27 protein-coding genes and 2 tRNA genes are annotated in these 25,819 nt (G+C 70.6%); 19 read left to right on the plus strand and 10 right to left on the minus strand.

All coding sequences use genetic code 11. The features are described from left to right. Positions 1-3: 3 nt before the first annotated feature. From rhaI to IZR02_RS02850, 6 genes are read right to left on the minus strand one after another with little or no spacing between them, the layout of a single operon-like run. On the minus strand, positions 4-1,170 hold the full coding sequence (gene rhaI, locus IZR02_RS02825; RefSeq protein WP_025104568.1) for an L-rhamnose isomerase: 1,167 nt from the start codon (positions 1,168-1,170) through the stop codon (positions 4-6). Next, complete coding sequence (locus tag IZR02_RS02830) at positions 1,167-1,547, minus strand: L-rhamnose mutarotase (protein WP_025104567.1); 381 nt, start codon at positions 1,545-1,547, stop codon at positions 1,167-1,169. The genes rhaI and IZR02_RS02830 overlap by 4 nt, the downstream gene beginning before the upstream one ends. A 56-nt stretch (positions 1,548-1,603) precedes the next feature. Next, complete coding sequence (rhaS, locus tag IZR02_RS02835) at positions 1,604-2,635, minus strand: rhamnose ABC transporter substrate-binding protein (RefSeq protein WP_025104566.1); 1,032 nt, start codon at positions 2,633-2,635, stop codon at positions 1,604-1,606. Then, positions 2,632-3,735, minus strand: a complete 1,104-nt coding sequence (locus IZR02_RS02840; protein WP_025104565.1) for an ABC transporter permease — start codon at positions 3,733-3,735, stop codon at positions 2,632-2,634. Before IZR02_RS02840 ends, rhaS begins: the two co-directional genes overlap by 4 nt. After that, a complete protein-coding gene (locus tag IZR02_RS02845; protein ID WP_025104564.1) occupies positions 3,732-4,751 on the minus strand; it encodes an ABC transporter permease in 1,020 nt (339 codons plus the stop codon). Before IZR02_RS02845 ends, IZR02_RS02840 begins: the two co-directional genes overlap by 4 nt. Then, entirely contained in the window at positions 4,748-6,265 is a 1,518-nt protein-coding gene (locus IZR02_RS02850) for a sugar ABC transporter ATP-binding protein (RefSeq protein ID WP_025104563.1), read from the minus strand. Before IZR02_RS02850 ends, IZR02_RS02845 begins: the two co-directional genes overlap by 4 nt. Positions 6,266-6,413: 148 nt before the next feature. Between IZR02_RS02850 and IZR02_RS02855 the strand changes: the two genes are divergently transcribed. Further along, on the plus strand, positions 6,414-7,418 hold the full coding sequence (locus IZR02_RS02855; RefSeq protein ID WP_025104562.1) for a LacI family DNA-binding transcriptional regulator: 1,005 nt from the start codon (positions 6,414-6,416) through the stop codon (positions 7,416-7,418). 3 nt (positions 7,419-7,421) lie between these two features. Here the strand turns inward: IZR02_RS02855 and IZR02_RS02860 are convergent, their stop codons facing one another. Then, positions 7,422-8,012 carry a potassium channel family protein gene (locus IZR02_RS02860; protein ID WP_254385417.1) on the minus strand — a complete coding sequence of 197 codons (591 nt, stop codon included), beginning with the start codon at positions 8,010-8,012 and terminating at the stop codon, positions 7,422-7,424. Positions 8,013-8,291: 279 nt separating this feature from the next. Between IZR02_RS02860 and IZR02_RS02865 the strand changes: the two genes are divergently transcribed. After that, positions 8,292-8,380: transfer RNA gene (locus tag IZR02_RS02865), tRNA-Ser, on the plus strand. Between the two features lie 66 nt (positions 8,381-8,446). Here the strand turns inward: IZR02_RS02865 and IZR02_RS02870 are convergent. Next, positions 8,447-8,938 carry a MarR family winged helix-turn-helix transcriptional regulator gene (locus tag IZR02_RS02870; protein ID WP_025104560.1) on the minus strand — a complete coding sequence of 164 codons (492 nt, stop codon included), beginning with the start codon at positions 8,936-8,938 and terminating at the stop codon, positions 8,447-8,449. A gap of 116 nt (positions 8,939-9,054) precedes the next feature. On the opposite strand from IZR02_RS02870, the gene IZR02_RS02875 reads away from it, so the two are divergent. The 13 genes from IZR02_RS02875 to IZR02_RS02940 all read left to right on the plus strand — a co-directional run bounded on the left by IZR02_RS02875 (position 9,055) and on the right by IZR02_RS02940 (position 19,545). After that, a complete protein-coding gene (locus IZR02_RS02875; protein WP_025104559.1) occupies positions 9,055-9,846 on the plus strand; it encodes an SDR family NAD(P)-dependent oxidoreductase in 792 nt (263 codons plus the stop codon). 51 nt (positions 9,847-9,897) lie between these two features. Then, positions 9,898-11,517 (plus strand): sodium-dependent transporter, encoded by a 1,620-nt coding sequence (locus tag IZR02_RS02880; protein WP_025104558.1) that lies wholly within the window; start codon positions 9,898-9,900, stop codon positions 11,515-11,517. Further along, positions 11,514-11,648, plus strand: a complete 135-nt coding sequence (locus IZR02_RS02885) for a methionine/alanine import family NSS transporter small subunit (RefSeq protein WP_081811605.1) — start codon at positions 11,514-11,516, stop codon at positions 11,646-11,648. Before IZR02_RS02880 ends, IZR02_RS02885 begins: the two co-directional genes overlap by 4 nt. Before the next feature lie 84 nt (positions 11,649-11,732). Next, on the plus strand, positions 11,733-12,596 hold the full coding sequence (locus IZR02_RS02890) for an AraC family transcriptional regulator (RefSeq protein WP_025104557.1): 864 nt from the start codon (positions 11,733-11,735) through the stop codon (positions 12,594-12,596). 86 nt (positions 12,597-12,682) lie between these two features. After that, entirely contained in the window at positions 12,683-13,318 is a 636-nt protein-coding gene (locus tag IZR02_RS02895; RefSeq protein WP_025104556.1) for a GyrI-like domain-containing protein, read from the plus strand. Positions 13,319-13,388: 70 nt separating this feature from the next. Beyond that, positions 13,389-14,192: a DUF1206 domain-containing protein gene (locus IZR02_RS02900; RefSeq protein ID WP_025104555.1), complete on the plus strand. Its 804-nt coding sequence runs from the start codon at positions 13,389-13,391 to the stop codon at positions 14,190-14,192. A gap of 140 nt (positions 14,193-14,332) precedes the next feature. Beyond that, entirely contained in the window at positions 14,333-15,640 is a 1,308-nt protein-coding gene (locus IZR02_RS02905; protein WP_025104554.1) for a cysteine desulfurase, read from the plus strand. Then, entirely contained in the window at positions 15,637-16,071 is a 435-nt protein-coding gene (sufU, locus tag IZR02_RS02910) for a Fe-S cluster assembly sulfur transfer protein SufU (RefSeq protein WP_025104553.1), read from the plus strand. The genes IZR02_RS02905 and sufU overlap by 4 nt, the downstream gene beginning before the upstream one ends. 58 nt (positions 16,072-16,129) lie before the next feature. Continuing rightward, positions 16,130-16,771, plus strand: a complete 642-nt coding sequence (locus tag IZR02_RS02915; RefSeq protein ID WP_025104552.1) for an NADPH-dependent F420 reductase — start codon at positions 16,130-16,132, stop codon at positions 16,769-16,771. A 68-nt stretch (positions 16,772-16,839) separates the two neighbouring features. Further along, positions 16,840-17,499 (plus strand): GntR family transcriptional regulator, encoded by a 660-nt coding sequence (locus IZR02_RS02920; protein WP_025104551.1) that lies wholly within the window; start codon positions 16,840-16,842, stop codon positions 17,497-17,499. Between the two features lie 100 nt (positions 17,500-17,599). Continuing rightward, positions 17,600-17,845: a hypothetical protein gene (locus tag IZR02_RS02925; RefSeq protein WP_025104550.1), complete on the plus strand. Its 246-nt coding sequence runs from the start codon at positions 17,600-17,602 to the stop codon at positions 17,843-17,845. Continuing rightward, the gene (locus IZR02_RS17860) at positions 17,842-19,395 is read left to right on the plus strand and encodes a hypothetical protein (RefSeq protein WP_254385419.1); all 1,554 of its coding nucleotides are present in this window, start codon (positions 17,842-17,844) and stop codon (positions 19,393-19,395) included. The genes IZR02_RS02925 and IZR02_RS17860 overlap by 4 nt, the downstream gene beginning before the upstream one ends. 77 nt (positions 19,396-19,472) lie before the next feature. After that, positions 19,473-19,545: transfer RNA gene (locus IZR02_RS02940), tRNA-Arg, on the plus strand. Positions 19,546-19,622: 77 nt separating this feature from the next. Here the strand turns inward: IZR02_RS02940 and IZR02_RS02945 are convergent. Further along, complete coding sequence (locus IZR02_RS02945; RefSeq protein ID WP_029989652.1) at positions 19,623-20,558, minus strand: LysR family transcriptional regulator; 936 nt, start codon at positions 20,556-20,558, stop codon at positions 19,623-19,625. 71 nt (positions 20,559-20,629) lie between these two features. On the opposite strand from IZR02_RS02945, the gene IZR02_RS02950 reads away from it, so the two are divergent. Then, positions 20,630-22,360, plus strand: coding sequence for an L-aspartate oxidase (locus IZR02_RS02950; RefSeq protein ID WP_025104546.1), 1,731 nt, complete (start codon positions 20,630-20,632; stop codon positions 22,358-22,360). A gap of 92 nt (positions 22,361-22,452) precedes the next feature. Here IZR02_RS02950 and IZR02_RS02955 read toward each other — a convergent pair whose 3' ends face one another. Beyond that, the gene (locus IZR02_RS02955) at positions 22,453-22,725 is read right to left on the minus strand and encodes a hypothetical protein (RefSeq protein ID WP_025104545.1); all 273 of its coding nucleotides are present in this window, start codon (positions 22,723-22,725) and stop codon (positions 22,453-22,455) included. Positions 22,726-22,861: 136 nt separating this feature from the next. Between IZR02_RS02955 and IZR02_RS02960 the strand changes: the two genes are divergently transcribed. The 3 genes from IZR02_RS02960 (at position 22,862) to IZR02_RS02970 (ending at position 25,805) form a co-directional block, all read left to right on the plus strand. After that, positions 22,862-24,355 (plus strand): L-serine ammonia-lyase, iron-sulfur-dependent, subunit alpha, encoded by a 1,494-nt coding sequence (locus tag IZR02_RS02960; RefSeq protein WP_062766212.1) that lies wholly within the window; start codon positions 22,862-22,864, stop codon positions 24,353-24,355. Positions 24,356-24,457: 102 nt separating this feature from the next. Next, a complete protein-coding gene (locus IZR02_RS02965) occupies positions 24,458-25,180 on the plus strand; it encodes an AAA family ATPase (protein ID WP_025104543.1) in 723 nt (240 codons plus the stop codon). A 28-nt stretch (positions 25,181-25,208) separates the two neighbouring features. After that, the gene (locus IZR02_RS02970) at positions 25,209-25,805 is read left to right on the plus strand and encodes a TetR family transcriptional regulator (RefSeq protein WP_025104542.1); all 597 of its coding nucleotides are present in this window, start codon (positions 25,209-25,211) and stop codon (positions 25,803-25,805) included. Positions 25,806-25,819: the final 14 nt, after the last annotated feature.

The following is a 25,819-nucleotide window of genomic DNA, read 5'->3' on the forward strand; positions in this document are numbered from 1 at the left end:
CGCTCAGGCTCCCCAGCCCGCCTGCACGCCGCCCACGCGCTCCTCCGCGATCCGCTGCCCGTACCCGGAGGCCGCGTACGCCGCCATCGGGTCGGCGGGCAGCCCGCGCTCCTCTCGCCACGCGGCCAGGGCCGGGCGGACGTCGGTGGAGAAGGCGTCCATGAAGACGGCGTTCGCCGTCAGCACGTCGCCGCTTCGCTGGGCGGTCGTCAGGGCCTCCCGGTCGACGAGCAGCGCCCGCGCGGTCATCTCCTGCACGTTCAGGACGGAGCGGATCTGTCCGGGGATCTTGTCCTCGATGTTGTGGCACTGGTCCAGCATGAAGGCCACGTCGGGGTTGTTCAGCCCGCCGCCCCGGATCACCTCGAACAGGATCCGGAACAGCTGGAACGGGTCGGCGGCACCCACGATGAGGTCGTCGTCCGCATAGAAGCGGGAGTTGAAGTCGAACGAGCCGAGCTTGCCGAGGCGCAGCAGCTGCATCACGATGAACTCGATGTTGGTGCCCGGCGCGTGGTGACCGGTGTCGAGGCAGACCATCGCCTTGTCCCCGAGGGCGGTCACCTGCACGTAGGACGTCCCCCAGTCCGGGACGTCGGTGTGGTAGAACGCCGGCTCGAAGAACTTGTACTCGAGCACGAGGCGCTGGTGGTCGCCGAGGCGCGCGTAGATCTGCTGCAACGAGTCGTGCAGGCGATCCTGCCGTCCGCGCAGGTCGGCCTGACCGGGGTAGTTCGACCCCTCCGCCAGCCAGATCTTCAGGTCGCGGCTGCCGGTGGCGTCCATGACGTCGATGCAGGCCAGGTGGTGGTCGATGGCCTTGCGGCGCACGGCCGCATCCTCGTGGGTGAGGGCGCCGAACTTGTAGTCGTCGTCCTGGAAGGTGTTGGAGTTCACGGTGCCGAGGGCGACGCCGTGGTCCTCGGCGTGACGGCGCAGGTCGTCGAAGGAGTCGACCAGATCCCACGGGATGTGCAGCGCCACGGTCGGGGCGAGCCCCGTGTGGGCGTGGACCTGTGCGGCGTCCGCGATCTTCTCGTACGGGTCGCGGGGCGTGCCGGGAGTGCTGAACACCTTGAACCGGGTCCCGGAGTTGCCGAACGCCCAGCTGGGCAGCTCGATGCTCTGCTTCTCGAGCGCGGCGAGGATGTCGGGGGTGAGGATGCTCACGATGCACGGCCTTCGTTGTCGGTGGCGGGTGTGGCGCTCTCGCCGGCGGCGGCGAGCTGGTCTTCGAGGTGGAACACCTCGGTGAGAGGGGTGGCGGCCTGATCGGGACGGCCGTCGAGGTCGAGGAAGAAGGGGGCCATCTCGGCCTCCCAGCGTGCGGCGACGGGGGAGGCGGCGAGGTACGCCTGCGCGGCCGCGTCGTCATCGGTCTCGTAGTAACCGAAGAGCACGCCGCCGCTTCCGAGGAAGAGGCTGTAGTCGCGCCGTCCGGCGGCCGCGATCGCGCGGAGCATCTCCGGGCGCACCGGCGTGTGACGGGCGAGGTACTCGGGCAGCAGCTCGGGCTTCACCTGGAGCTGGAAGGCGACGCGGGTCATGCGATTCCTCTCGGGGTCCGGCCGGCGCCCGCGGGGAGCGCCGGCCGGAGGGCGACTCAGAAGTCGAAGTCGCCGATGTTGTCGGCGTCGAACACGAACGGGTCGCCCAGCAGGACGACGCCGTCGGCGCCGACGGTGTACTCGCCGAGGTCGCCGGCCTCGAAGGTGTCGCCCTCTTCGCCGGTGATGTCGCCGGCGATCAGGGCCTGGGCGGCGTAGGCGGCCAGGTAGCCGAGGTCGGCCGGGTTCCACAGCGCGAAGGCGGTGACGGTGCCGTCCTCCACGTACTCGCGCATCTGGTTGGGCGTGCCGAGTCCGGTCAGCGCGACCTGGCCCTTGAAGTCGGACGTCGACAGGTAGCGCGCCGCGGCGGCGATGCCGACCGTGGTGGGCGAGACGATGCCCTTGAGGTCCGGGTGGGTCTGCAGCAGCGCGGCCGTCTTGTCGAACGACGTCTGGTCGTCGTCGTCGCCGTAGACCGTCTCGACGATCGTGATGTCGGGGTACTCGCTGGCGACGTACTCCTCCATCAGCTCGATCCAGGCGTTCTGGTTCGTGGCGTTGGCCGATGCGGAGAGGATGGCGATCTCCCCGGCGCCGCCGATCTGCTCGGCGATGAGGTCGATCTGCACCTTCGCGATGCCCTCGGAGTCGGCCTGGTTGATGAACAGGTCGCGGCAGTCCGTGTTGGTGTCGGAGTCGAAGGTGACGACCTTGACCCCGGCATCCCTGGCCTCGTTCAACGCGTCGCAGATGGCCTGCGGGTCGTTGGCCGAGACGACGAGGGCGCCGACACCCTGCTGCGTGGCCGTGTTGATGTAGCTGACCTGGGCGTCGGGCGTGGCCTCGGCAGGGCCGACCTCGGAGAACGTGCCGCCGAACTCCTCGACGGCCTTCTTGCCGCCCTCGCTTGATGTGTCGAAGTACGGGTTGCCGAGGTTCTTGGGCAGGAAGGTGATCGAGGCGTCCGCCCCGTCGCCGCCGCCGTCTCCTCCGCCGTCGGTGGAGCCGGCGCAGCCGGTCAGTGCGACCGCCGCCGCCACCGCGAGGGCGGCGAAAGCGGTGACACGCTTGCGTGCAAACGTCATTGTTCGTTCCTTTCGTCGGGAGATGCCGCGGATGCGGCGTCCATCGGTGCCTTCGTCGCTGTGGCGGCACCGGCGGGGGGTCTGCCCGGTCGGCGGCGTGCCTTCTGCAGCCAGGCCAGGAAGCTTGCGGCCACCACCGAGATCACGAGAAGCGTGCCGGTGATGATGTTGATGACGTCGGAGGTGACGTTCACCAGGCGGAGCGCACTCGCGAGCGCGCCGATGAGGAAGGCGGCGGCGATGACGCCGTAGATCTTGCCGCGACCGCCGAACACCGACACCCCGCCGAGCACGACGGCCGCGATGACCTGGAGCTCGAGGCCGGTGGCGTTGTCGCCGCGGGCGCTGCCGTAGCGGAGCGTGTAGAAGATGCCGGCGAACGCGGCGACCGCTCCGGACAGCACGAACAGGATGAGCTTCGTGCGCTCGACGTGCACACCGGAGAAGTGCGCCGCGTCCTTCGACAGCCCGATCGCGTACACCCCGCGGCCGAAGGGTGTGAAGTGCAGCAGGACCGCGAAGACCGCGACGAGCAGGAGGAACGGGATCGTGATGACGGGGATCGGGGTGCCCGCGATCTTCGCCTTGGCGAGAGCCGTCCAGAACTCCGGGAAGTCGGTGACCGCGGCCGTGCCGAGCAGCCCGACGGCGAGGCCGCGGAAGAGGGCGAGCGTGCCGATCGTGACGGCGAGCGAGGGCAAGCCGACGACCGTCACGAGGAAGCCGTTGAACGCGCCGCCGACCACGCCCACGACGAGGGCGGCGAGGGCCGCGAGCTCGAACGGGAGCCCCGCCTGCACCAGCGCGCCGGTGACGACGCTGGACAGCCCGACCATGCTGCCCACCGAGAGGTCGATCTCGCCGGTGATCATGATGAGGGTCATCGGCAGGGCGATCAGGAGGATCGGTGCGATGTCGAGCAGCAGGTAGGTCAGCGTGATGGGCTGTCCGAACCCGCGGATGCTGGAGGCCGAGACGATCGCGACGAGCAGGAGCAGGCCGACGATCGCGGCCTCGCGCGTGAGCAGGAGCCGGCGCCACAGGGGCTTGTCGTAGTCGCGGATGACGCGGGTGGTCGCGGTGGCGGTCGCGGTGGTCATGATTCGTCCCTCGCCTCGATGAGCCGCCGTCTCTGCCGCACCGCGAGCACGCGGTCGAGCACGATGGCGCCGATGATGAGCAGGCCGACGACGGCACGCTGCCAGAAGTCGGGGATGCCGAGGATCGGCAGAGCGCGGTTGATGGTCAGCAGCAGAACGGCGCCGATCGCGGCGCCCCACACCGAGCCGATGCCGCCGGTGATCGCGACGCCGCCGATGACGGCCGCGCCCACCGCGTCCAGCTCCCATCCCGCTCCCGCCTGGGAGTTGATGGTGCCGTACCGGGCCGCGTAGAAGACGCCGGCGAGTCCGGCGAGAGCTCCCGACAGGACGAACGCGGTGAGCACGCGGCGGGTGACGCGCAGGCCGTAGAGCTCGGCCGCCGCGGGGTCGGAGCCGATCGCGTAGAACTCCCGGCCGCCGCGGGTGTTCTTCATGTACCAGGCGGCGACGGCGAGCACGACGACCGCGACGATCGCGAGGATCGGGATGCCGAGGACCTGCCCCGTGCCGAGGGCGAGGAAGTCGCGCGGCATGTCGGAGGCGTTCACGCGGTCGCTGCCGGTCCACAGCACGTTGATGCCGCGGTAGGCGTAGAGGGTGCCGAGGGTGATCACCATCGCCGGCACCTTGGCGTATGCGACGAGCGCGCCGTTGATGAGGCCGAGCAGAGCGCCGAGCACCACGGCGGCGACCACGACCAGGACGATCGGGATGCCGGGGATGTCGATGAAGAGCCGACCGGTCAGGTACGCGGTCAGACCCATCACGGAACCCACGGACAGGTCGACGTTGCGCGTGATGAGGACGATGGCCTGTCCCACGGCGACGAGCACGAGGATCGACGGCGTCAGCAGCAGGTCGCGCCAGCCGTCGGCGCTGAACAGGAACTTCGGATTGTTGAGGGTCGCGGCGGTCACCACGAGCACGAGGGCCAGGAGGATGCCGAACTCGCGGGCCCTGCCGAGACCGGAGATGCGCTTGGTGAGCGCGGAGACGGGGATGGCGGTGGTCACGAGCTGAGCTCCGATGCGTGCGTCGCGGCGAACATGACGTTCTCGGAGGTGGCCTCCGAGCGGGGGATCTCGGCCGTGATGCGACCCTCGCGCATCACGAGCACCCGGTCGGCCATGCCGAGCACCTCGGGCAGCTCGGACGAGATCATGAGGATGCCCATTCCCTGACCGGCGAGCTGGGACAGCAGGCGGTGCACCTCGGACTTGGTGCCGACGTCGATGCCGCGGGTGGGCTCGTCGATGAGCAGCACCTGCGGCTGCGTGGCGAGCCACTTGGCGAGGACGACCTTCTGCTGGTTGCCGCCGGAGAGCGTCGCGGCGACGGTGTCCAGGGCGTGGGTCTTCACCTCGAGCCGCGACGCCCACTCCCGGGCGGTGCGGTTCTCCATCGCTGTGGTGAGCAGGCCGAGGCGGGCGAGACGCCGACGGATCGCGAGGGTGATGTTCCCGCCGACGCCGGCTTCGATGACGAGGCCCTGCTTCCGGCGGTCCTCGGGGACGAGGGCGAGACCGGCGCGCATGGCGTCGACCGGACGGCGCGCGCGGATCCGGCGGCCCTTCATGCGCACGCTGCCCTCGCGGTACCCGTCCACGCCGAAGACCGCGCGCGCGACCTCGCTGCGCCCGGCGCCGACGAGGCCGGCGAGCCCGACGATCTCGCCCGCACGGACGGAGAACGAGATGTCGTGGAAGAGGCCGGGGCTCGTGAGCCCCTCGACCTCGAGCAGCGGCTCGCCGATCGTCGCCTCCTGCTTCGGGAACAGCTCGGACACCTCGCGGCCGACCATCTGGTGCACGAGTTCGTCGACCGTGGTGTCGGCGATGGCGGAGGTCGCGATGTACGCGCCGTCTCGCATGACCGTGACGGTGTCGCAGAGCGCGAACACCTCGTCGAACCGGTGCGAGATGAAGATGAGGCCGCGGCCCTCGTCGCGCAGGCTCCGGGCGATCGCGAACAGGCGCTCCACCTCCACGCCGGAGAGCGCCGCGGTGGGCTCGTCCATGATGAGCAGCGTGGCGTCGAGGGAGACCGCCTTGGCGATCTCGATGACCTGCTGGTCGGCGATCGACAGGCCTTCGGCGGGGCGGTCGGGGTCGATGGTGACGCCGAGGCGGGTGAAGAGCCGCTCGACCTCGTGGCGCATGGCCTTGCGGTCGATCCGCCCGAACCGCCCGGTCGGCTGGCGCCCCATGAAGATGTTCTCGGTGACGGAGAGATCGGGGAAGAGCGTCGGCTCCTGGTAGATGACCGCGACGCCGGCCGCCTTCGACTGGGCGGTCGAGGTGAAGTCCACGTCTTCGCCGCGAAGCCGGAAGACCCCGCCGTCGCGCTGGTAGAGACCGGCGACGATCTTCACGAGCGTGGACTTGCCGGCCCCGTTCTCGCCGACGAGCGCGTGGATGGAGCCGGGGCGGACGGCGATGGTGCCGGAGCGCAGGGCGATCACCGACCCGAACGCCTTCTGGACGTCGGCGAGCTCGAGCACGGGCGCCGTCGTGGGTGAGGACATCATTTCTCTCTCCATTGAGGGAATGAATCGTTTCAAACCCTGATGGAGATGAGACTAGGGGCTGTGTTGACGCGTGTCAATACGGCATGAGAGTCTGAGGCGATCCCCGCGGATGAGTCGTTTCAGCGGCGGGAACCGGAGGGAGGGCGCGATGGCCGTCAGTGTGCGGGAGGTCGCCGAGGACGCGGGTGTCTCCGTCGGGACCGTCTCGAACGTGCTCAACCGGCCGGAGAAGGTGGCCGCGGAGACCGTCGCGCGTGTGCAGGCGTCGATCGACCGCCTCGGGTTCGTGCGCAACGACGCGGCACGGCAGCTCCGTGCGGGGCGCAGTCGGACGATCGGCCTCGTCGTGCTCGACATCCGCAACCCCTTCTTCGCCGAGGTGATCCGCGGAGCCGAGGAGCGCGCCGACCAGCACGGACTCTCCGTCCTCGTCGCCAACAGCGACGAGAAGCAGGAGCGGGAGGCGATGCATCTCGATCTCTTCGAGGAGCAGCGGGTGACCGGCGTGCTCGTCACTCCCGTGGCGGAATCCCTGCCGCGGCTGGTGCGGATGCATGAGCGCGGGACGCACGCCGTGCTCGTCGACCGGGAATCGCAGGACGAGCGGTTCGCCTCCGTCGCCGTCGACGATGTCGAGGGCGGACGCATCGCGACCGAGCACCTGCTGGCGGTCGGTCGTCGCCGGATCGCCTTCGTCGGCGGCCCGGTCGCGCTGCGCCAGGTCTCCGACCGCCTGAGCGGCGCGCAGGCCGCGGCGGCCGCGGCGGGGATCGGGCTGGAGTTCATCCCGACCTCCGCGCTCACCGTCGAGGAGGGACGCCGGGCCGGTGCGCAGATCCTCGACCGCGCCCCCGGGGACCGGCCGGACGCGGTCTTCGCGGCGAACGACCTCCTGGCACTGGGCCTCCTGCAGAGCCTGGTGATGACCGGCGATGCCCGGGTCCCCGAGGACATCGCGCTCGTGGGCTACGACGACATCGACTTCGCGGCGGCCGCCGTGATCCCGCTCAGCTCGGTGCGGCAGCCGGCCGCTCTCATCGGCTCGACCGCCGTCGACCTGCTGCTGCGAGGCCAGGACGAGGTGGCGCCGGCGCCGGAGCACGTGCTGTTCCGGCCGGAGCTCGTCGCCCGCCGCTCGACGACCGGGGAGTGACCGTCAGGCCGGCGTCGATGTGGTGCGTTGGGCGCTCGCACCCCGCATGATGCGGGCGACGGCGGTGATGAGGAAGAGCTGCCCGGTGATCCCCTCGGCGACGGCCACCGCCTGCACGCCCGGTCCGACGGGGACGAGGTTCCCGTAGCCCGTCGTGGTCAGTGCCGTGAACGAGAAGAAGAGCTGATTGCCGAGCGAGTCGTTCGCCGCATCTCCGAACAGCGGCGTCGGCAGCAGCAGCGACAGCAGGTTGTAGACGAAGGCGAAGAACATGCCGACGAGGATGTACGCGGTCACCGCGGCCAGGAGCGCCTCGACGTCGAGGCCTCGGCGGGTGACCTGGTGCGCGATGATGGCCCACGGCGCCACGAGCAGCGCGAGCATGGAGGCGGCGGACAGGGCGACCGCGAGGGCGGGACTGTCCGTGGCGAAGAATGCCGCGAGGAGGGCAGCCAGCCCCGCGGCCGAGAGCACGACCCACGACACCCGCTGCACGAGGGCGTGCGCCCTGGTCACGCGGAACACGATCGCGACCGTGACCAGCATCGCGAGGAACGCCCAGGGCTGGGGACCGTGCCGGGCTGGGCCGCGCACAGTCCGTACGACACGACGAGGAGGGCGAGCACCGCGGCATAGCCCAGGGCGCCGCGCCTCGGGTCGGCCGGGGCAGCGAACCCCGCGCGGACGTACGCTCCCGATGGCTCGGACATGGCGTCTCCTCTCGCGTCCGCGGGCGCCGGACCCTCGCAACGTGCGGCCAGTATCGCAGGGCATGCGGCCGGCTCCCGGGAGCATCCGAGACCGGCGGTTCGTGACCACGCGCCGGACCCGTTATGATGGTGGGGTGCATCCGTGCTCTCGAGCCGGATGTCTGGAGACGTCGCATAGTCCGGCCTAGTGCACCACCCTGCTAAGGTGGAGTCCCCTTACGGGGACCAGGGGTTCAAATCCCCTCGTCTCCGCACAGAGAAGCCCCGACGAGTCCGCTCGCCGGGGCTTTCGTGTTCTCGCGTGCGGGCGGGCCCTCCTCACGCCGGCGTCCCCGGCATCCAGGTCGGGTCGGGGGAGAGTGCGGCGGAGATCTTCCGGCTCGCCGCGCCGAGCTGCCGGGCCTGCGCCGGGGTCAGGGTGTCGAAGACGACGCGGCGGACGAGGGCCTGGTGTGCGGGGGTCGACTCCTCGACCTTCCGGTGGCCGGCGTCGGTGAGGATGCCGAGGGTGAAGCGCCCGTCCTCCGCATCGACCTCGCGCCGGATCCAGCCTTTCGCCTCCAGGCGGGTGACCGCACGGGAGAGTCGGGACAGCGTGCTGTTCGCGTAGCCGGCGAGGACACTGAGGCGGAGCGTGCGCTCCGGTGCCGCATCGAGGGCGTAGAGGATGCCGTGCTCGAAGTGGGTCAGTCCGCTGTCGCGCTGCAGCTGCGCGTCGAGGGCCGCGGGGAGCCGTTCGAGGAGCGTCGCGAGTGCCGACCAGACGTCCATCTCTTCGGTGCTCAAGGGGGCGGGGGAGGATGACGACATTCCTCCACCGTAGCGGTCGAGCCGTGCTCTTCGCTTGCTCAGGAAAGTGACTGGAGGCTAGTATGACTTGCTCAGGCAAGTGATGCGGGGCGTCCGCGGAAGTGAGAGGGAGACGGATGGAACTGGGGCTGCGCGGCAAGAGGGCGTTCATCAGCGGATCGAGCCAGGGGATCGGATACGCGGTCGCGTCCGCTCTCGCCGCCGAGGGTGTCGATGTCGTGATCAACGGTCGCGACGAGGGACGGGTCGACGCGGCGGTCGGCGTGCTGGCCCTCGCGCACCCGGAGGTGGCCGTGTCCGGGATCGCCGCGGACTTCACCGACCCGTCGCAGGTGGCGCGGCTGACGGAGCGGCTCGGTGACGTCGACATCCTCGTCAACAACGTCGGTCTGTTCGGTCTCGCCGACTTCGCGGACGTCGCCGACGAGGACTGGGCGCGCTACTTCGAGGTGAACGTGATGAGCGGCGTGCGCCTCTCCCGCTCCCTCCTGCCGGGGATGCGGGAACGGGGCTGGGGGCGCATCGTCTTCGTCAGTAGCGAGTCCGGCGTCAACGTCCCGGCCGACATGGTGCACTACGGCGTGACGAAGGCGGCGATGATCGCGCTCGGGAACGGTCTGGCCAAGCTCACCCGCGGCACCGGCGTGACGGTGAACACCGTCCTGGGCGGCCCGACCTACTCGGAGGGGGTCGCGGCGAGCGTCACCGCGGTCGTCGAGGCCCGGTCCGTCTCCGTGGAGGTGATGAAGGAGGCGATCATCGGACAGAACACGACCAGCCTGCTGGGCCGCTTCCTCGATCCGGCCGAGGTCGCCGACCTCGTCGTCTACCTCTCCAGCGTCCGCGCATCGGCGACGAACGGCGCCGCGCTGCGGGCGGACGGCGGGGTGCTGACCGCGATGCTGTGAGCGCGGCCGGGCGAGTCGCCGGGGCGCACACGTTCGGGTATCCTCGCGGGCATGCCTGAACCGACCCAGACCCCGCAGCGCGAGGCCTTCGGCTCGCGGAACGTGTTCATCCTCTCGGCGATCGGCTCCGCCGTGGGTCTCGGGAACATCTGGCGCTTCCCCTACGTCGCCTACGAAGGCGGCGGCGGTGCGTTCCTCATTCCGTACCTGTGCGCGCTGCTGACCGCCGGCATCCCGCTGCTCTTCCTCGATTACGCGATCGGCCACCGGTTCCGGGGCTCCGCGCCCCTCGCATTCCGACGCCTGCACCGGGCCGCCGAACCGCTGGGCTGGTGGCAGGTGCTGATCTGCGTCGTCATCGCGGTGTACTACGCCGTGATCGTCGCGTGGGCGGGCATGTACACCTGGTTCTCCGCGCAGCTCACCTGGGGTGCGGGCAACGAGAACGACTTCTTCTTCGTCGACTTCCTGAAGTCCGCCGACGTCGCGGTGGTCGGCCTGTCCGGCGAGTTCGTGCCGCAGGTGGGCCTGCCGCTGATCGCGGTGTGGCTGATCGTCATCATCATCATGGCGCTCGGCGTCAAGCGCGGCATCGGTCGCGCCAACATGATCCTGATGCCGCTGCTCACCCTCATGTTCGCGGTGCTCGTCGTGCAGGCCCTCTTCCTCCCCGGCGCGTTGGACGGTCTGAACGCGTTCTTCACGCCGAACTGGGAGGCGCTCGCCGACCCGGCCGTGTGGGCCTCCGCCTATGGGCACATCTTCTTCTCGCTGTCCGTCGCGTTCGGGATCATGGTGACGTACGCGTCCTACCTCAAGCGCAAGACCGACCTCACCGGCTCCGGTCTCGTGGTCGCGTTCGCCAACTCCGGTTTCGAGATCCTCGCCGGCATCGGCGTGTTCGCCGCCCTCGGGTTCATGGCCCAGGCGCAGGGCACGGATGTCTCCGGCGTCGCGACCTCGGGCATCGGTCTCGCGTTCGTCGCCTTCCCCACGATCGTGTCGCAGGCGACCGGTGGCTCGATCATCGGCGTGCTGTTCTTCGGGGCCCTCGTCTTCGCGGGGGTGACCTCGCTCATCTCGATCCTCGAGGTGATCGTGGCCGCCCTGCAGGACAAGCTCGGGTGGGGACGGGTGCGCACCACCCTCATCGTCTCCATCCCGCTCGCCGTCATCTCGATGGCCCTGTTCTCCACCACCACCGCGCTGTCGGTGCTCGACACCACCGACGCCTTCGTCAACGCCTTCGGCATCATGGCGGTCGCCCTCGTCGCGGTGATCGTGGTGGCGTGGGTGCTGCACAGGCTGCCGCAGCTGCAGGAGCACCTCAACCGGCGATCCAGCTTCCGGGTCGGGCTGATCTGGCGCCTGCTCGTGGGTGTGCTGGCCCCGCTCGTGCTCGGTTACCTGCTGATCACGGAACTCCTGACGAAGATCGCCGAGCCGTACAGCGGCTACCCTGGCTGGTTCCTCGGGGTGTTCGGCTGGGGCATGGTCATCGCGCTGGTGATCGGGGGAGTGCTGCTGTCGCTGGTGCCGTGGAGCAGGCGCTCCCGCGCCAAGGACGACGTCGGGTACGACGACTTCCTGGACCAGGAGGAGTACGCCGCCGACCCCGAGACGACGAGCATCGCCGTCCCGGCGGCGCAGACGAAGGGAGCGGGCGCATGACCACCACCGCGATCGTCATGATGATCATCGCCATGGTCACGGTGTGGGGCGGCCTCCTTGCGGCCGTGGTGAACCTCGCCCGTCACCCGGAGGTGGAGGACACGGAGCCGTCGGTCCCGGTCGAGCTCTGATCACCGACCCGATCGCATCGGGTCGGAATGGTCGGGTGCGCGGATGGGCGGCGGCGAGACGATGAGGGGGAAAGGAGGACCCCCGTGATCGGCACGCTCAACGCTCTGGTCGACCTCGTCGACGCAGACCGCGGTCAGGAGATCGACGTCGCCGCGTTCGCCCGTGCGCACGGCACCACCGAGTACCACCTGCGACGGATGTTCTCGGCGCTCGCCGGGATGCCGTTGACCGAGTATGTGCGGCGTCGTCGGATGACGCTCGCCGGCGCGGAGCTCGCCGCCGGCGCGCCGAGTCTGCTCGATGTCGCCGTTCGGCACGGTTACGGCTCGACCGAGGCGTTCGCCCGGGCGTTCCGCGCCGTGCACGGCATCGGGCCGGCGGACGCGCGTCGGCACGGGGGTCCTCTCCACACACAACCCACGCTCCGGTTCCGCCTGAGCGTCGAAGGGAGTACCCCGATGGATGTCACCATCACCCACCGTCCCGCGTTCGTCCTCGCGGGCCATGCCGCGGAGGTCCCGCTGATCCACGTCGGCGTCAATCCGCACATCCAGGCGCACATCGCCGCCATCCCGCCCGAGGAGCACGCGCGCCTCAAGGCCCTCGGGAACGAGGAGCCCGCAGGCATCCTCGCCGTGACCGCCGACATCGATCCGGATGCCCCGGAGGGGACGCCGCTGACGTACCTGCACGGGGTGGCCGTGCGCGCCGACACCGCGGTTCCCGACGACCTCGACGCCCTGCGCGTGGCGGAGGGCACCTGGGCCGTGTTCGGCGCGAGCGGACCCTTCCCCGAGACCCTGCAGAATCTGTGGGCGGCGACGGCGACCGAGTGGTTCCCGTCGAACCCGTGGCGGCTGCGGCCCGGGCCGTCGATCGTCCGCTACCGGGAATTCACCGGCGACACGGCCTCCTGCGAGCTCTGGCTCCCCGTCGAGCAGAGCTGACCGCCCATCGGGTCGGGCCCCTGGGGCTCGACCCGATGTCGGTGTCCCGTGGCACACTGACCGCACGACGTACCGAGAGGCGGGCCATGACGGCGATCGATCCCAAGAAGACGCTCGACGCGTATCAGGCGAAGCGGGGCGCCTTCCGTGTCCTCGAGGTGCCACCGCTGACCTATCTGATGGTCGACGGCGCCGGAGATCCGAACACCGCTCCGGCCTTCTTCGACGCGGTCGCGGCGCTCTACCCGCTGGCGTACACCCTCAAGTTCGCCAGCCGGGCAGAGCTCGGCGTCGATCAGGTCGTGATGCCCCTGGAAGGCCTGTGGCATGCGCCCGACATGGCGTCGTTCACCACCCGGCGCGACAAGTCGACCTGGCTCTGGACGCTCATGATCATGGTGGGCGATCACGTCACTCCCGCCCTGTTCGACCGCGCGGTCGAGACGGTCGCGGCGAAGAGCGCGAAGAAGGAGGAAGAGCTTCCGGCGCTGGCCGCCGTCCGGCGGGAGGTCCTCGACGAGGGCCTCTGCGTGCAGACGTTGCACATCGGGCCGTTCGACGATGAAGGACCCGTGCTCGAGGAGCTGCACGAGCGCTTCGTCCCGGAGAACGGGTTGCAGATGCGCGGACGGCACCACGAGATCTACCTCAGCGACCGCCGTCGGACGGCTCCGGAGAAACTGCGCACCATCCTGCGGCAGCCCGTCGAACGGATCACCTGAGCGCTGTCGCACCGGGGGTCCGGAAAGCAACCCCCTGATCGGGACGCGCCGCGGCGGATACTCTTCGAGCATGAGCACCGTCAAGCATGCGGCGCGCGTGGCGAAGGACTCCACCGCGTTCCGGCGGACCGCCCGCGCGGGATTCGTGGTCCTCGGCATCATCCACATCATCATCGGCGCGATCGCCATCACGATCGCGGCCGGCGGGTCGGGGGACGCCGACCAGGACGGCGCGATGGAGCAGGTGCGCAACAACCCCATCGGCGGACTGCTGCTGCTCGCGATCGCCGTGGGCCTCTTCGCGCTCGCCGTGTGGCAGGTGGCGAGCGGGTTCCTGGCCGCCGACCCCGCCGAGACGAAGAAGTGGGGCAAGCGCCTCAAGCTCTTCGGGATCTCGGGCACCTACCTGGTGATCGCCGGCCTCGCACTCGTCTACGCGGTGGGCGGCCGCGCGGAGTCCTCCGACGCGTCGAAGACCCTGAGCCAGGTGGTCCTCGCCGCACCGGGCGGGGTGGCCCTGCTCGTGGTGATCGGCCTCAGCGTCATCGGTGTCGGCATCGGCTTCATCATCGGCGGGATCATGCGCTCCTTCCGCAAGCTCATCGACGTGCCGACCGGAGCCGCCCGCGCCGGCGTGATGGCGCTCGGCGTCGTGGGCTACATCGGCAAGGGCATCGCGGTGGGGGTCACCGGCGTGCTGTTCGTGGTGGCGGCCGTGACGCAGGACCCGGAACGCGCCGCGGGTCTCGACGCCGCTCTGCACAGCCTCCTCAGTCTGCCGTTCGGCCGGCTCATCCTCGGTGCGGTCGGCGTCGGCTTCGCGCTGTACGGGGCCTTCTGCATCGCCCGCGCCCGCCTCGCCCGCATGTCCTAGCTTCCGCCGGGCACGACTTCGGAGATCGTCGCCGACACGTCGCTCGACGGTCCGGCAGCCCGGCGTGTCTCGCCCCGTCTCCGAAGCCGTGCCCGTCCGGAGCCGGGCCCCGGTCAGCCGGAAGATGGGAGACTGGAACGATGAGCGCTTCTCCCGGAGTCGACGTGATCACCCCGCTGACCGAGACCGAGGTGCAGCGGATCCGCGAGGACTTCCCGATCCTGCACACCCGCGTCCACGGTCACCCGCTGGCGTACCTCGATTCGGGGGCGACCTCGCAGCGTCCGGAGTCCGTGCTCGACGCCGAACGCCGCTTCGCCACCACGATGAACGCGGCCGTCCACCGCGGCGCCCACACGCTGGCCGCCGAGGCGACCGAGCTCTTCGAAGACGCCCGCAGCACCCTCGCCCGGTTCGTCGGCGCCGATGACGACGAGATCGTCTGGACCTCGAACGCCACCGAAGCGGTCAACCTCGTCGCCTACTCCCTCTCCAACGCCTCCCTCGGCCGGGGTGGCGCCGCGGCCGAGCCTCTCCGGCTCCGCGAAGGGGACGAGATCGTCACCACCGAGATGGAGCACCACGCCAACCTCATCCCCTGGCAGGAGCTCGCCGCGCGCACCGGGGCCACGCTCCGGGTCATCCCGCTCGACGACGACGGGGCCCTCCGTCTGGATGCGGCCGCGGAGATCATCTCGGAGCGCACGAAGCTCGTGGCCTTCACCCATGTGTCGAACGTGCTGGGCGTGATCAACCCCGTCGAGACCCTCGTCGCGCTGGCCAAGGAGGTCGGCGCCCTCACCCTGCTCGACGCCTGCCAGTCGGCTCCGCACCTCCCGCTGGACCTGCACGCGCTCGGCGTCGACTTCGCGGTCCTCTCCGGCCACAAGATGCTCGGCCCCACCGGAATCGGCGCGCTCTACGGCCGTTGCGAGGTCCTCACCGCGATGCCCCCGTTCCTCACGGGCGGTTCCATGATCACGACGGTGACCACGACCGCGGCCGAGTACCTGCCGCCGCCGCAGCGCTTCGAAGCGGGCACGCAGCGGGTGTCCCAGGCGATCGCGCTCGCCGCTGCCGTCGACTACCTCTCCGCGGTCGGCATGGAACGCATCGCCGCCCACGAGGCCGCGTTCGGGCAGCGTCTCGTCGAAGGACTCGGCGCGATCGACGGCGTGCGCGTCCTGGGCGCGGGCATCGAGCTGCCGCGGGTCGGTCTCGCGAGCTTCGACGTGGCCGGGATCCACTCGCACGACGTCGGGCAGTTCCTCGACGACCAGGGCATCGCGGTGCGCGTCGGTCACCACTGCGCGCAGCCCCTGCACCGTCGGCTGGGCGTGACCTCATCGACGAGGGCGAGCACCTACCTGTACACCACCGCGTCCGAGGTGGACGCCGTCATCGAGGCGGTCGCCGGGGCGATCGCGTTCTTCGGGAGGGGCGCATGAGCGACCTGCAGAGCCTGTACCAGGAGCTGATCCTCGACCACTCGCGCACGCCGCACGGATTCGGACTCCGCGAGGAGATCCCGGCCCAGTCGCATCAGCTCAATCCGACCTGCGGCGACGAGATCACGCTGCAGGTGCATCGCAGCGCCGACGGCGGCGTGGAGGCGATCGCGTGGGAGGGACACGGGTGCGCCATCTCCCAGGCCTCCGCGTCCCTGCTCGCCGAGCTCGCCGAGGGCCTCACCGTGGACGAGCTCGAGGTGCGGATCGCTGCCTTCCGCGAGGCGATGCGCTCCCGCGGCACGATCGAGCCGGACGAGGAACTGCTCGGCGATGCCGCGGCGCTCGGGGGAGTCTCGCGGTACGTGGCGCGCGTGAAGTGCGCCATGCTCGCCTGGGTGGCGGCGGAGGACGCGCTCACGCGCCTCTGACCGCGTTCGCCTCCCTCCTCGACGGGAATAGCATCCGCCGGCAGGCGTTGGCCCGAGCATGACAACTCTCGGAATCATCGGAGCAGGCAACATCGGCAGCCAGGTCGCGCGTGTGGCGGTGGCCAACGGCTATGACGTCGTGATCGCGAACTCGAGAGGGCCGGAGACCTTGGCCGATCTCGTCGCAGAGCTCGGGCCGCGCGCGAAGGCGGCGACGGCGGAGGAGGCGGCCGCCGCGGCCGACGTGGCCGTGGTGACGGTGCCGCTGCACGCGATCGATCAGCTTCCCGCCGCGCAGCTCGCCGGGAAGATCGTGCTGGACACGAACAACTACTACTTCGAGCGCGACGGGCACATCGAGGCCCTCGACAAGGGCGAGACCACCACGTCCGAGCTCGTGCAGGCGCAGCTCCCGGACTCGAAGATCGCCAAGGCGTTCAACCACATCTACGCCGCCGAGATCACCACCGACGGCACGCCGGCCGGTACGCCGAACCGTCGCGCGCTGGCCACGGCCGGGGACGACGCAGAGGCCGTGGCCTTCGTCACCCGCTTCTACGACGAGGCCGGTTTCGACACGGTCAACGTCGGCCCGCTCAGCGAGTCGTGGCGAGTCGAGCGTGACCGTCCGGCGTACGTCATCCGGCAGAACGCGGAAGAGCTGGCGGCGAACGTCGCGCGGGCGAACCGTCTGCCCTGACGCGGCGCGCGCCCCGGTCTGGGATACCAAACTTGGCCAATCCCGGGCCGGGGTGCGACAATGCCCGGATGGCGGGGGCTGTGGGGGTAAGCGGGGAACTCGAGTCGGTCAGGGTCACGAGGATCCTCCGGGATGACATCGTGCTGGGTCGGCGCGCGCCCGGTTCCCGGCTCGTGGAGCGGGATATCGCCGCCGAGCTGAATGTGTCCCGACTCCCGGTGCGGGAAGCCATCCGCACGCTGGTCGCGGAGGGCGTGGTCGTCGCACGGCCCCGGACGTGGGCCGTGGTGCGGGAGTTCACCCATGACGACATCCGCAACTTCGCGGAGGTGCGCGAGGCGATCGAGACCCTCATCTTCGTGTTCGCGGCCGAGCGCCACGACGCGAAAGGGCTCGCCCGGCTGCGCGAGGCGTACGAGCGCGAAGTCGCCGCGGCCCGGGCCGGCGACGCGGAGACCGCCCGGACGGCGGCCGCGGCGTTCCATGAGATCGCCGTCGACCTGGCGGGCAACGAGATGCTCGGCGAGCTCATCGCCGTGTTCCTGACGCGCCTGCGCTGGCTGTTCGGACAGCACGACGATCTGGAGGCGATGGCGGAGGAGCACCGCGTCATCCTCGAGGCCGTCCGCGCGCGCGATGTCGAGGCGCTGCGACGGATCGTGCCCGCGCACCTGGCGAGCGGGCACTCCGCGGCCGAACGGCGGCTGGCGCAGACGGCGACCACCTGAGCCGTCCGTCGGGAGAACGACCCCCGGACGCGCCGCGAGCGGTTGTATCCTTGTCCGGTCGGAGTCGGTCCGGTCTGTTCGCGCTGTCCTGGGGAGCGAGATGCGAAGTCTTGCTGTCGTCGTCGGGGGGATCCTCCTGCTCGGAGGTGCTGCGCTCCTGGTGGTGGCCGATCAGGAGCGCGCCGCCGGTGTCGCCGCCGTGAAGGCGGAGATCGCGCGGATCGAGCAGGTGCTCGCGGAGTCGCAGGCCGAGAACCTCGAACTGGCGGAGCGTCTCACCGCTCTGCGATCGCGCATCGCGGAGCAGGACGCCGAGCTGAACGACACGACGGGCTTCCTGCCGTGAGGCGCCGGGTGCTCGCGGTGACGGTGTCGGCGGCCGTGCTCGTCGCGGCGGCTGCCGTCGCACGATCCGACGCACTGGACCAGGAGCGCGCCGAGGCGGTGGCCGAGCTCTCCGTGCTGGCCGACCAGTCCTACGACGCCGCACAGCGCACCGACCACCTGTCCGGCGCTGTGGCGCAGGCCGAGCAGGACGCGGAGGATCGGGCTGCCGTGCTGGCGGTACGGCCGGCATTCCTGGAGGAGCTCTCGACGCTGGCCGCCGTCCTCCAGGGTGCGGACGGCAAGGTCGACACGGCGGCACACCTCGCGTCCGCCCGGTCCGCCCAGGAGACCGTGCGCGCCGAGCGCCATGACCCGGACACCGTGGTCGCGGCGACCGCGACGGTGGAGGCGCTCACGCAGAAGGTCGGCACCGAGGTCGCCGGATGGCAGGCGTCGCAGAGTGCCGGCCCCGGCGGGCCCGCATGGACGTCGAGCGGGCCGGACGGCTACGCGCGGGTGCGCGCCGCCCTCGACAGGGTCGGCGGCGGGGGCGTGGGGCTGTACGAGTCGTCGTCGTGCGCGGGCGGCACGGCACCGGCCTGTGCCAACAGCAACGGCTACATCAAGTACCGCGCCGACATCACCGGGTGGAGTGACGGACGCCTGAACTGGGCGATGGCGCATGAGCTGGCCCACATCTATCAGTTCCGCGTCTGGGGCTCCCTCACCTCCTCGGGCGCGTACGGGGCGATGTTCGGTGGCGACCCGGAGTTCCTCGCCAACTGCATGGCCGTGGTCCGCGGCTTCCCGGGGCGGTGGGCTGCTCCGGCGAGCAGCAGGCCTGGGCCTCGGGGATCTGGGTCGGCGTCGTCGGCTGAGCCGCAGTACGACGCGATGTCGGAGGCCTCCGGCATCCTGATCGGAGCCGTTCCGGCCGAGACTGCGCGGCATCGATACGGGTACGCTCGAGAGAAGGAGGTGCGGGTGGGACGGACTGCGGATGCCATCGCCGAAGGTGTCGCGATCGCGACGGCCGCTGCGCGCCTCGCCGTGAAGAATCACATCCTCATCGGCACCATCGCGGAGGACGGCGTCTTCGACCTCGACAAGTACGTCGAGGATGCGAGGGCTGCCCTCGGGGCGATGGCCGAGGAGTCGGAGGAGGCCGCCGCCACGGTCACCGCCCTGCGCAAGCGCGCCCGCGGCCGGCATTCCGATCCGGTCGGCACGCACGACTACCGTGACCGCGATGTGCGCAATCTCCGGCGGCGGGCCAAGCAGTCGCTCGGCGTCGCGCAGCGTCTGCGCGAGATGATGGACGACCGTGCCCGGCTGGAGAGCATCGTCGAGGAGGCGCGCGCGGCGGCCTGGGCCGACGTGCGGCACAACCTCGACCGCCGGCTGCGCGTCGAGGGCATGCGACCGGATCAAGACCCGGACTACGCGCGCATGCGGGAGGCACGCATGCAGGCTCTGCGCCTTGTCGATCTCCAGGCGCTCTCGTCGCAGCAGCGGGCCAAGGAGAAACGGCGGAAGAAGCAGGAGAAGGCGGCCGCGAAGGGGGAGTGAGGCCTCGTTTCGCTTTCCGGTCTCGTCTGTTGTAGGCTGGTCGTCGGCCCGCTGAGCGGTAAAGCACCGCGGGTCCTGCGCCTCTAGCTCAATGGATAGAGCATCTGACTACGGATCAGAAGGTTGGGGGTTCGAGTCCCTCGAGGCGCACACTGTGTTGAGACAGTACGAGAACCCCCGTCGCGGAAGCGGCGGGGGTTCTCGCTGTTCCGGGGCGAGTGCTCCGGTCAGAGCAGGCTGGTGATCGCCGGGTCGCGCTCGGCGAGGTCGGCCGCCGTGGCCATGATGGCGGTGCGCATCGCGGCCACCGCGACCGCGGGGGTGACGTCGGAGCGATGGGCGAGACTGATCGTCCGCGACATCGCCGGGTGGGCGAGGCGCGCCGACCGCAGCGCCGGGCGTTCGTAGAGCACCATCGCCGGGACCACTGCGACCCCGACGCCTCGTTCGACGAAGCGGAGCACCGCATCCATCTCCGCACCCTCCAGCGCGAGGGTCGGGGTGAGGTCGGCGGCGCGGAAAGCGGCGTCCATCGCGGCCCGCAGCTCATAACTCTCGTCGAACTGGATGAGCGGGAGGGTGGCGAGGTGCGCGAGGCTCACGGACGGGCCGTGGGTGACCGGAGGTGCGGCCGCCGATGAGATCACCACGAGCTCCTCGGCGAGGAGCGGAACGTGCGTGAGGCTGACCCCCGCGGGCACCGGTCCCTCGGACTGGGTGACGAGGGCGATGTCGACCGCCCCGACCGCGAGCTGCTCGACGAGCAGCCTTGAGCCGCCCTCGGTGAGGTGCAGATCGATGCCGGGGTGGGTGGCATGGAACGAGCTGAGGGCCTCCGCCACGAGGCTGATGCAGAGCGTGGGTGGGGCGCCCAGGCGCACGCGGCCGCGGCGGAGTCCGGCGAGTTCGGCCACCTCGTCGCGGATGGCGTCGGCCTCGGCGAGCATGCGCTGCGCATGGGGGAGGACCGTCTCGCCGGCGGCCGTCAAGGCGATGTGACCGCGCGCGCGATGGAACAGCTCGGCGCCGAGTTCCCTCTCGAGGGTCGAGATCTGACGGCTCAGCGAGGGCTGCGCGAGGTGGAGGTGCTCGGACGCGCGGGTGAAATGGCCGAGGCGGGCGACTTCGACGAACCCGCGGAGCTGCTCGAGGTTCATATCCATAGCGTACCCGCATGGTTTCCAGACGAACTATGCATTGGAGTTATTAGGATCGCCTAACTAGCGTCGAGAGCATGAATGCACCCGAACGACAGATCTCCACCACGGTCCTCGTGATCGGCACCGGAGGCTCCGGGCTCCGCGCCGCGATCGAGGTCGCCGAGCACGGCGTCGACGTGCTCGCCGTCGGCAAACGCCCCCGGCAGGACGCCCACACGTCGCTCGCGGCGGGCGGCATCAACGCCGCTCTCGGCACGATGGATGCCGAGGACAGCTGGCAGCAGCACGCGGCGGACACGATCAAGGAGAGCTACCTCCTCGCCAACCCCCACACCGTCCAGATCGTCACCCAGGGTGCCGAACGCGGTATCCGCGACCTCGAGCGCTGGGGCATGGACTTCGCCCGCGAAGGGGACGGCCGCATCTCGCAGCGCTTCTTCGGCGCGCACACGTACCGCCGCACGGCCTTCGCCGGCGACTACACGGGCCTCGAGATCCAGCGGACGCTGGTCGCCCGCGCGGAGCAGCTCGACGTCCCCATCCTCGACAACGTCTACATCACACGTCTGCTCGTGCGCGACAACGTCGTCTTCGGCGCCTATGGCTTCGACCAGGCGGACGGCACGCGCTACCTCATCCATGCGGACGCCGTGATCCTCGCCGCCGGCGGACACAACCGCATCTGGCGCCGCACGTCGTCGCGCCGCGACGAGAACACCGGAGACTCCTTCCGGCTCGCCGTCGAGGCGGGGGCGCGACTTCGCGATCCGGAGCTGGTGCAGTTCCATCCGTCCGGCATCATCGAGCCCGAGAACGCCGCCGGCACGCTCATCTCCGAGGCCGCGCGCGGGGAGGGCGGCATCCTCCGCAACGCACTCGGCGAGCGGTTCATGGCGAAGTATGACCCCGAGCGGATGGAGCTGTCGACGCGGGACCGGGTCGCGCTCGCCGCCTACACCGAGATCCAGGAAGGGCGCGGCACCGCGAACGGCGGCGTCTGGCTCGACGTGTCGCACCTGCCCCGCGAGACCATCATGACGCGGCTTCCGCGCGTCTATCAGACGATGATGGAGCTGCAGATGCTCGACATCACGGCGGAGCCGATCGAGATCGCGCCGACCGCGCACTACTCGATGGGCGGCGTGTGGGTGCGGCCGGACGACCACCGGACCGACGTCGACGGGCTGTACGCGATCGGGGAGGCGTCGAGCGGACTCCACGGCGCGAACCGTCTCGGGGGCAACTCCCTCATCGAGCTGCTCGTCTACGGCCGGATCGTCGGTCAGGCCGCGATGGCCCACGCCGCGGGACTCGACGCCCAGCGCCGGTCGGCCGATGCGGTCGCCGCCGCCCGTGCCGAGATCGACGACCTCCTCGCCGCGGAGGGGCGCGAGAACGTGCGGGCTCTGCAGCGCGCGATCCGCAACCTCATGACGGAGTACGCCGGTGTGGTGCGGTCGGAGGACGGGCTGAACGCCGGCCTCGCCGACCTCGACATGATCGAGGGGCGGATGGAGGACATCGGCATCCACCCGGACATCGCCGGGTTCCAGGACCTCGCGCACGCGTTCGACCTCAAGGCCTCCGCGCTCGCCGCCCGAGCCACGCTGGAGGCGGCGCGGGAGCGGCGGGAGACCCGCGGATGCCACAACCGCAGCGACTTCCCGGACACCGATCCCACGCTGCAGGTGAACCTCGTCTGGTCGCCGACCGCCGGCGTGACCCGCGAGGAGATCCCCGCGATTCCCGACGAGATCGCCGAGCTCATGCGCGACGTCGACACGACCGGCAAGCTCGTCGAGTAGTTCCCCGAGACCCCGGTTTCGCGTCGAGACCCCGCCCTGCACGCATCAGCAGGGCGGGGTCTCGACGATAGTGCGGGGTCTCGGGGCGGGAGTCAGTCGACGCCGAGGCCGACGGCCTCGTGGTCAGGCTCCGGGTCGTCGCGCTTCGGGGCCTTCGGCTCCTCGCCCGGGGCCTTCTCGGTGCTGGGCTCCTCCAGCTCCTCGGTGCTCGGGACCTCGGCCGGGTCCGCGTCCTCGGGGGAGTCCGCCTGCTCCGGCGTCGTCGCCTCGCCCTCCGTGGTGTCGGAGGCCGGGGTCGGGGTGGGGGTCTGCGCCTCGGGCGAGAGCTCGTCGTTCGCGGTCGGTTCGGGAGTGCTGTCGGTCATGATCGTCCCTTTCTGCGATGTCGTGCCCTCAGCCTGCCTCCGATTCTCCGGGAGATGAAGGGCCTTGACGCGGACCCGCCGGCCGCGCGGTTAATCGCGGTGAACCGGAATCCCGAACTCGGCGTAGCCTGGAGGGGTGACTGCGTACGTCTCGGCCTTCGACCTCTTCTCCATCGGCGTCGGCCCGTCCAGCTCGCACACCGTCGGACCCATGCGCGCGGCGCTCGACTTCGCGCGGCAGCTGACCGCCTCCGGGGAACTGGACCGTGTCGGCCGCGTCGAGTGCACGCTGTTCGGCTCGCTCGGCGCCACCGGGATCGGCCACGGCACCCCGGATGCGGTGGTCGCGGGGCTTCGCGGTCTCGCTCCGGAGACGTGCGATCCGGCGGCCGTCCGTGCGGCGTGGTCCGCGTATCCGGAGGGGGAGCCGCTGCGGATCGACGGCGCCCATGCGGTGCCGTTCCGGAAGGACGACATCGTGTTCGCGCCCCGGACCCGACTCCCCGGCCACCCGAACGCCATGACGCTCATCGCCCGTGATGCCGACGGGACCACCCTGTTCGAGCAGACGTACTACTCGATCGGCGGCGGGTTCATCCGGCGCGAGGGGGAAGAGGCGCACCTCTCGACCGGTGCCTTCCCGCATCCCTATGCCGATGCCGCCTCGCTGCTCGCCCTCTGCGATGAGCACGGCCTGTCCATCGCGGAGGTCGCTCGCCGCAATGAGACGGCACTGCGCAGCGAGGAGGAGGTCGCCGCCGGCCTCGATGCGATCTGGGACGCGATGGCGGGCTGCGTGGACGCCGGCCTGCACGCCGAGGGCGTCCTTCCCGGCATGCTGCAGGTGAAGCGCCGTGCGGGCACGATCCGTGCGCAGCTCGAGGCGGTCGAAGCCGACGGGCACCGGGAGCTCCCCGGCGAGTGGCTCGGGGCGTTCGCGCTCGCGGTGAACGAGGAGAACGCGGCGGGTGGCCGCGTCGTGACGGCACCCACCAACGGCGCGGCGGGCATCCTCCCGGCGGTGGCGATGTACTGGTGGCGCTTCCTCGCCGACTCGGGCCTCGGTGCCGGGAACGCGGTCACGCCGTACGGCGAGCTCGTGGGCAGCGCGCTGCTCGGGTTCGACGGGGCTCCGCCGTCGCCTCCCGCACTCGACGGCGAGGACGCGGAGATCGCGGAGGCCAACCGCCGCCGGGGTATCCGCAGGTTCCTGCTGACGGCCACCGCCCTCGGGTCGCTGTTCAAGGCCAACGCCTCGATCTCCGGCGCCGAGGGCGGGTGTCAAGCCGAGGTCGGCTCCGCGTGCGCGATGGCCGCGGGCGGGCTCACCGCGGTGATGGGCGGCACGAACCGGCAGATCGAGAACGCCGCGGAGATCGCGATGGAGCACCACCTCGGCCTCACGTGCGACCCGATCGGGGGACTCGTGCAGATCCCGTGCATCGAGCGCAACGCGATCGCCGCCTCGACCGCCGTCACCGCCGCCCGCCTCGCGCTCCGCGGCGACGGAAGCCACTACGTCTCGCTGGATGCCGTCGTCGAGACGATGCGCCAGACGGGCCTCGACATGTCGACGAAGTACAAGGAGACCAGCGAGGGTGGTCTGGCGGTGAACGTCATCGAGTGCTGACCTCGCCAACCCACCCCCTTTCGCGCGCCCCGGCCCGTTGCGTGCGCACGGAGGGGGTGGCAGGCACACAGAGGGGTGGGTCGACGGAGGAGGGAGAGGCACATGCGGCAGCAGCCGGTCGTCGCGGTGCGGCCGAACGAGGAGGCGCCGATCCCGGACGGGACGTGGCCGACGAACATCCCCGCGGTGGCCCAGGTGCTGCGCGAGGGACTGGATCTCGGGCCGGGAGTGACCTTCCTCGTCGGTGAGAACGGCAGCGGGAAGTCCACCCTCGTCGAGGGCATCGCGATCGCGTACGGTCTCTCCCCGGAAGGCGGGTCCCGCCAGGCGCAGCACCGGACGCGGCCGAGCGAGTCGCCGCTGTCGGACTGGCTGCGCCTCCAACGAGGCGTCGGGGCGCACCGCTGGGGGTTCTTCCTCCGGGCGGAGACGATGCACTCGTTCTACACGTATCTCGAGGAGAACCCCTCCCTGCGCGGCGATGTGCCCTTCCATGAGATGAGCCACGGGGAGTCGTTCCTCGCCCTGCTCGACAGCCGCTTCGATGATCCGGGGTTCTACTGCCTGGACGAGCCGGAGGCCGCGCTGTCGTTCCACTCGACTCTCACGCTGATCGCCGTGCTACAGCGCATCGCCGACGAGGGCGGCCAGGTGCTGTGCGCCACGCACTCGCCGGTGCTCGCGGCGCTTCCGGGTGCGGCCATCCTGGAGGTCGGGGAGTGGGGACTCCGCCCGACCGCCTGGGAGGACCTCGAGATCGTGAACCACTGGCGCTCGTTCCTCGGGCAGCCGCAGCGGTATCTCCGGCATCTGCTCGGTGAGTGAGGATCCGCGGAGCCGTAGGCTGGCGGGCATGACCGAGCAGAAGGCGCCGAGACGACGCGGGCGCCCGCGCGGCGGCACCGACTCCCGCGAGCGCATCGTGTCCGCGGCCGTCGACGAGTTCGGTGCGCAGGGGTACGACGGCGCCACGGTGCGGTCGATCGCCGCCCGCGCCGGGGTCGACTCCGCGCTCGTCCACCACTACTTCGGCACCAAGGCCGACCTGTTCTCCGAGGCCGCCGGAATACCGCTGCGCCCCGACCTCGACGTCCCCGAGATCCTCGCGGGGCCGAAGGACGAAGCGGGGGCCCGGCTCGTCCGCTATGTGCTCGACGCGTTCGAGAAGCCCGACGTGCGCCGCCGCGGCGTGCTCCTCCTGCGCACGGCGATCGGGAGCAGACTGACGACGCCCCTGCTCGCCGGATTCCTCTCCCGCGAACTGCTCTCCCGTGTGGCGCGCCGCCTCGACGTGGAGGACGCCGACTTCCGTGCCGCCCTCGTCGCGTCGCAGATCGCCGGCATGCTCATCGGCCGCTACGTCCTGCAGCTTCCCGCGCTCGCCGGCGCCTCCGTCGACGAGCTCGTCGGCCGCGTCGGCCCCACCGTCCAGCGCTACCTCTTCGACTGATCCGCCCCGCGGCG

Source organism: Microbacterium paraoxydans (genome assembly GCF_019056515.1).
Taxonomy (GTDB): Bacteria; Actinomycetota; Actinomycetes; order Actinomycetales; family Microbacteriaceae; genus Microbacterium.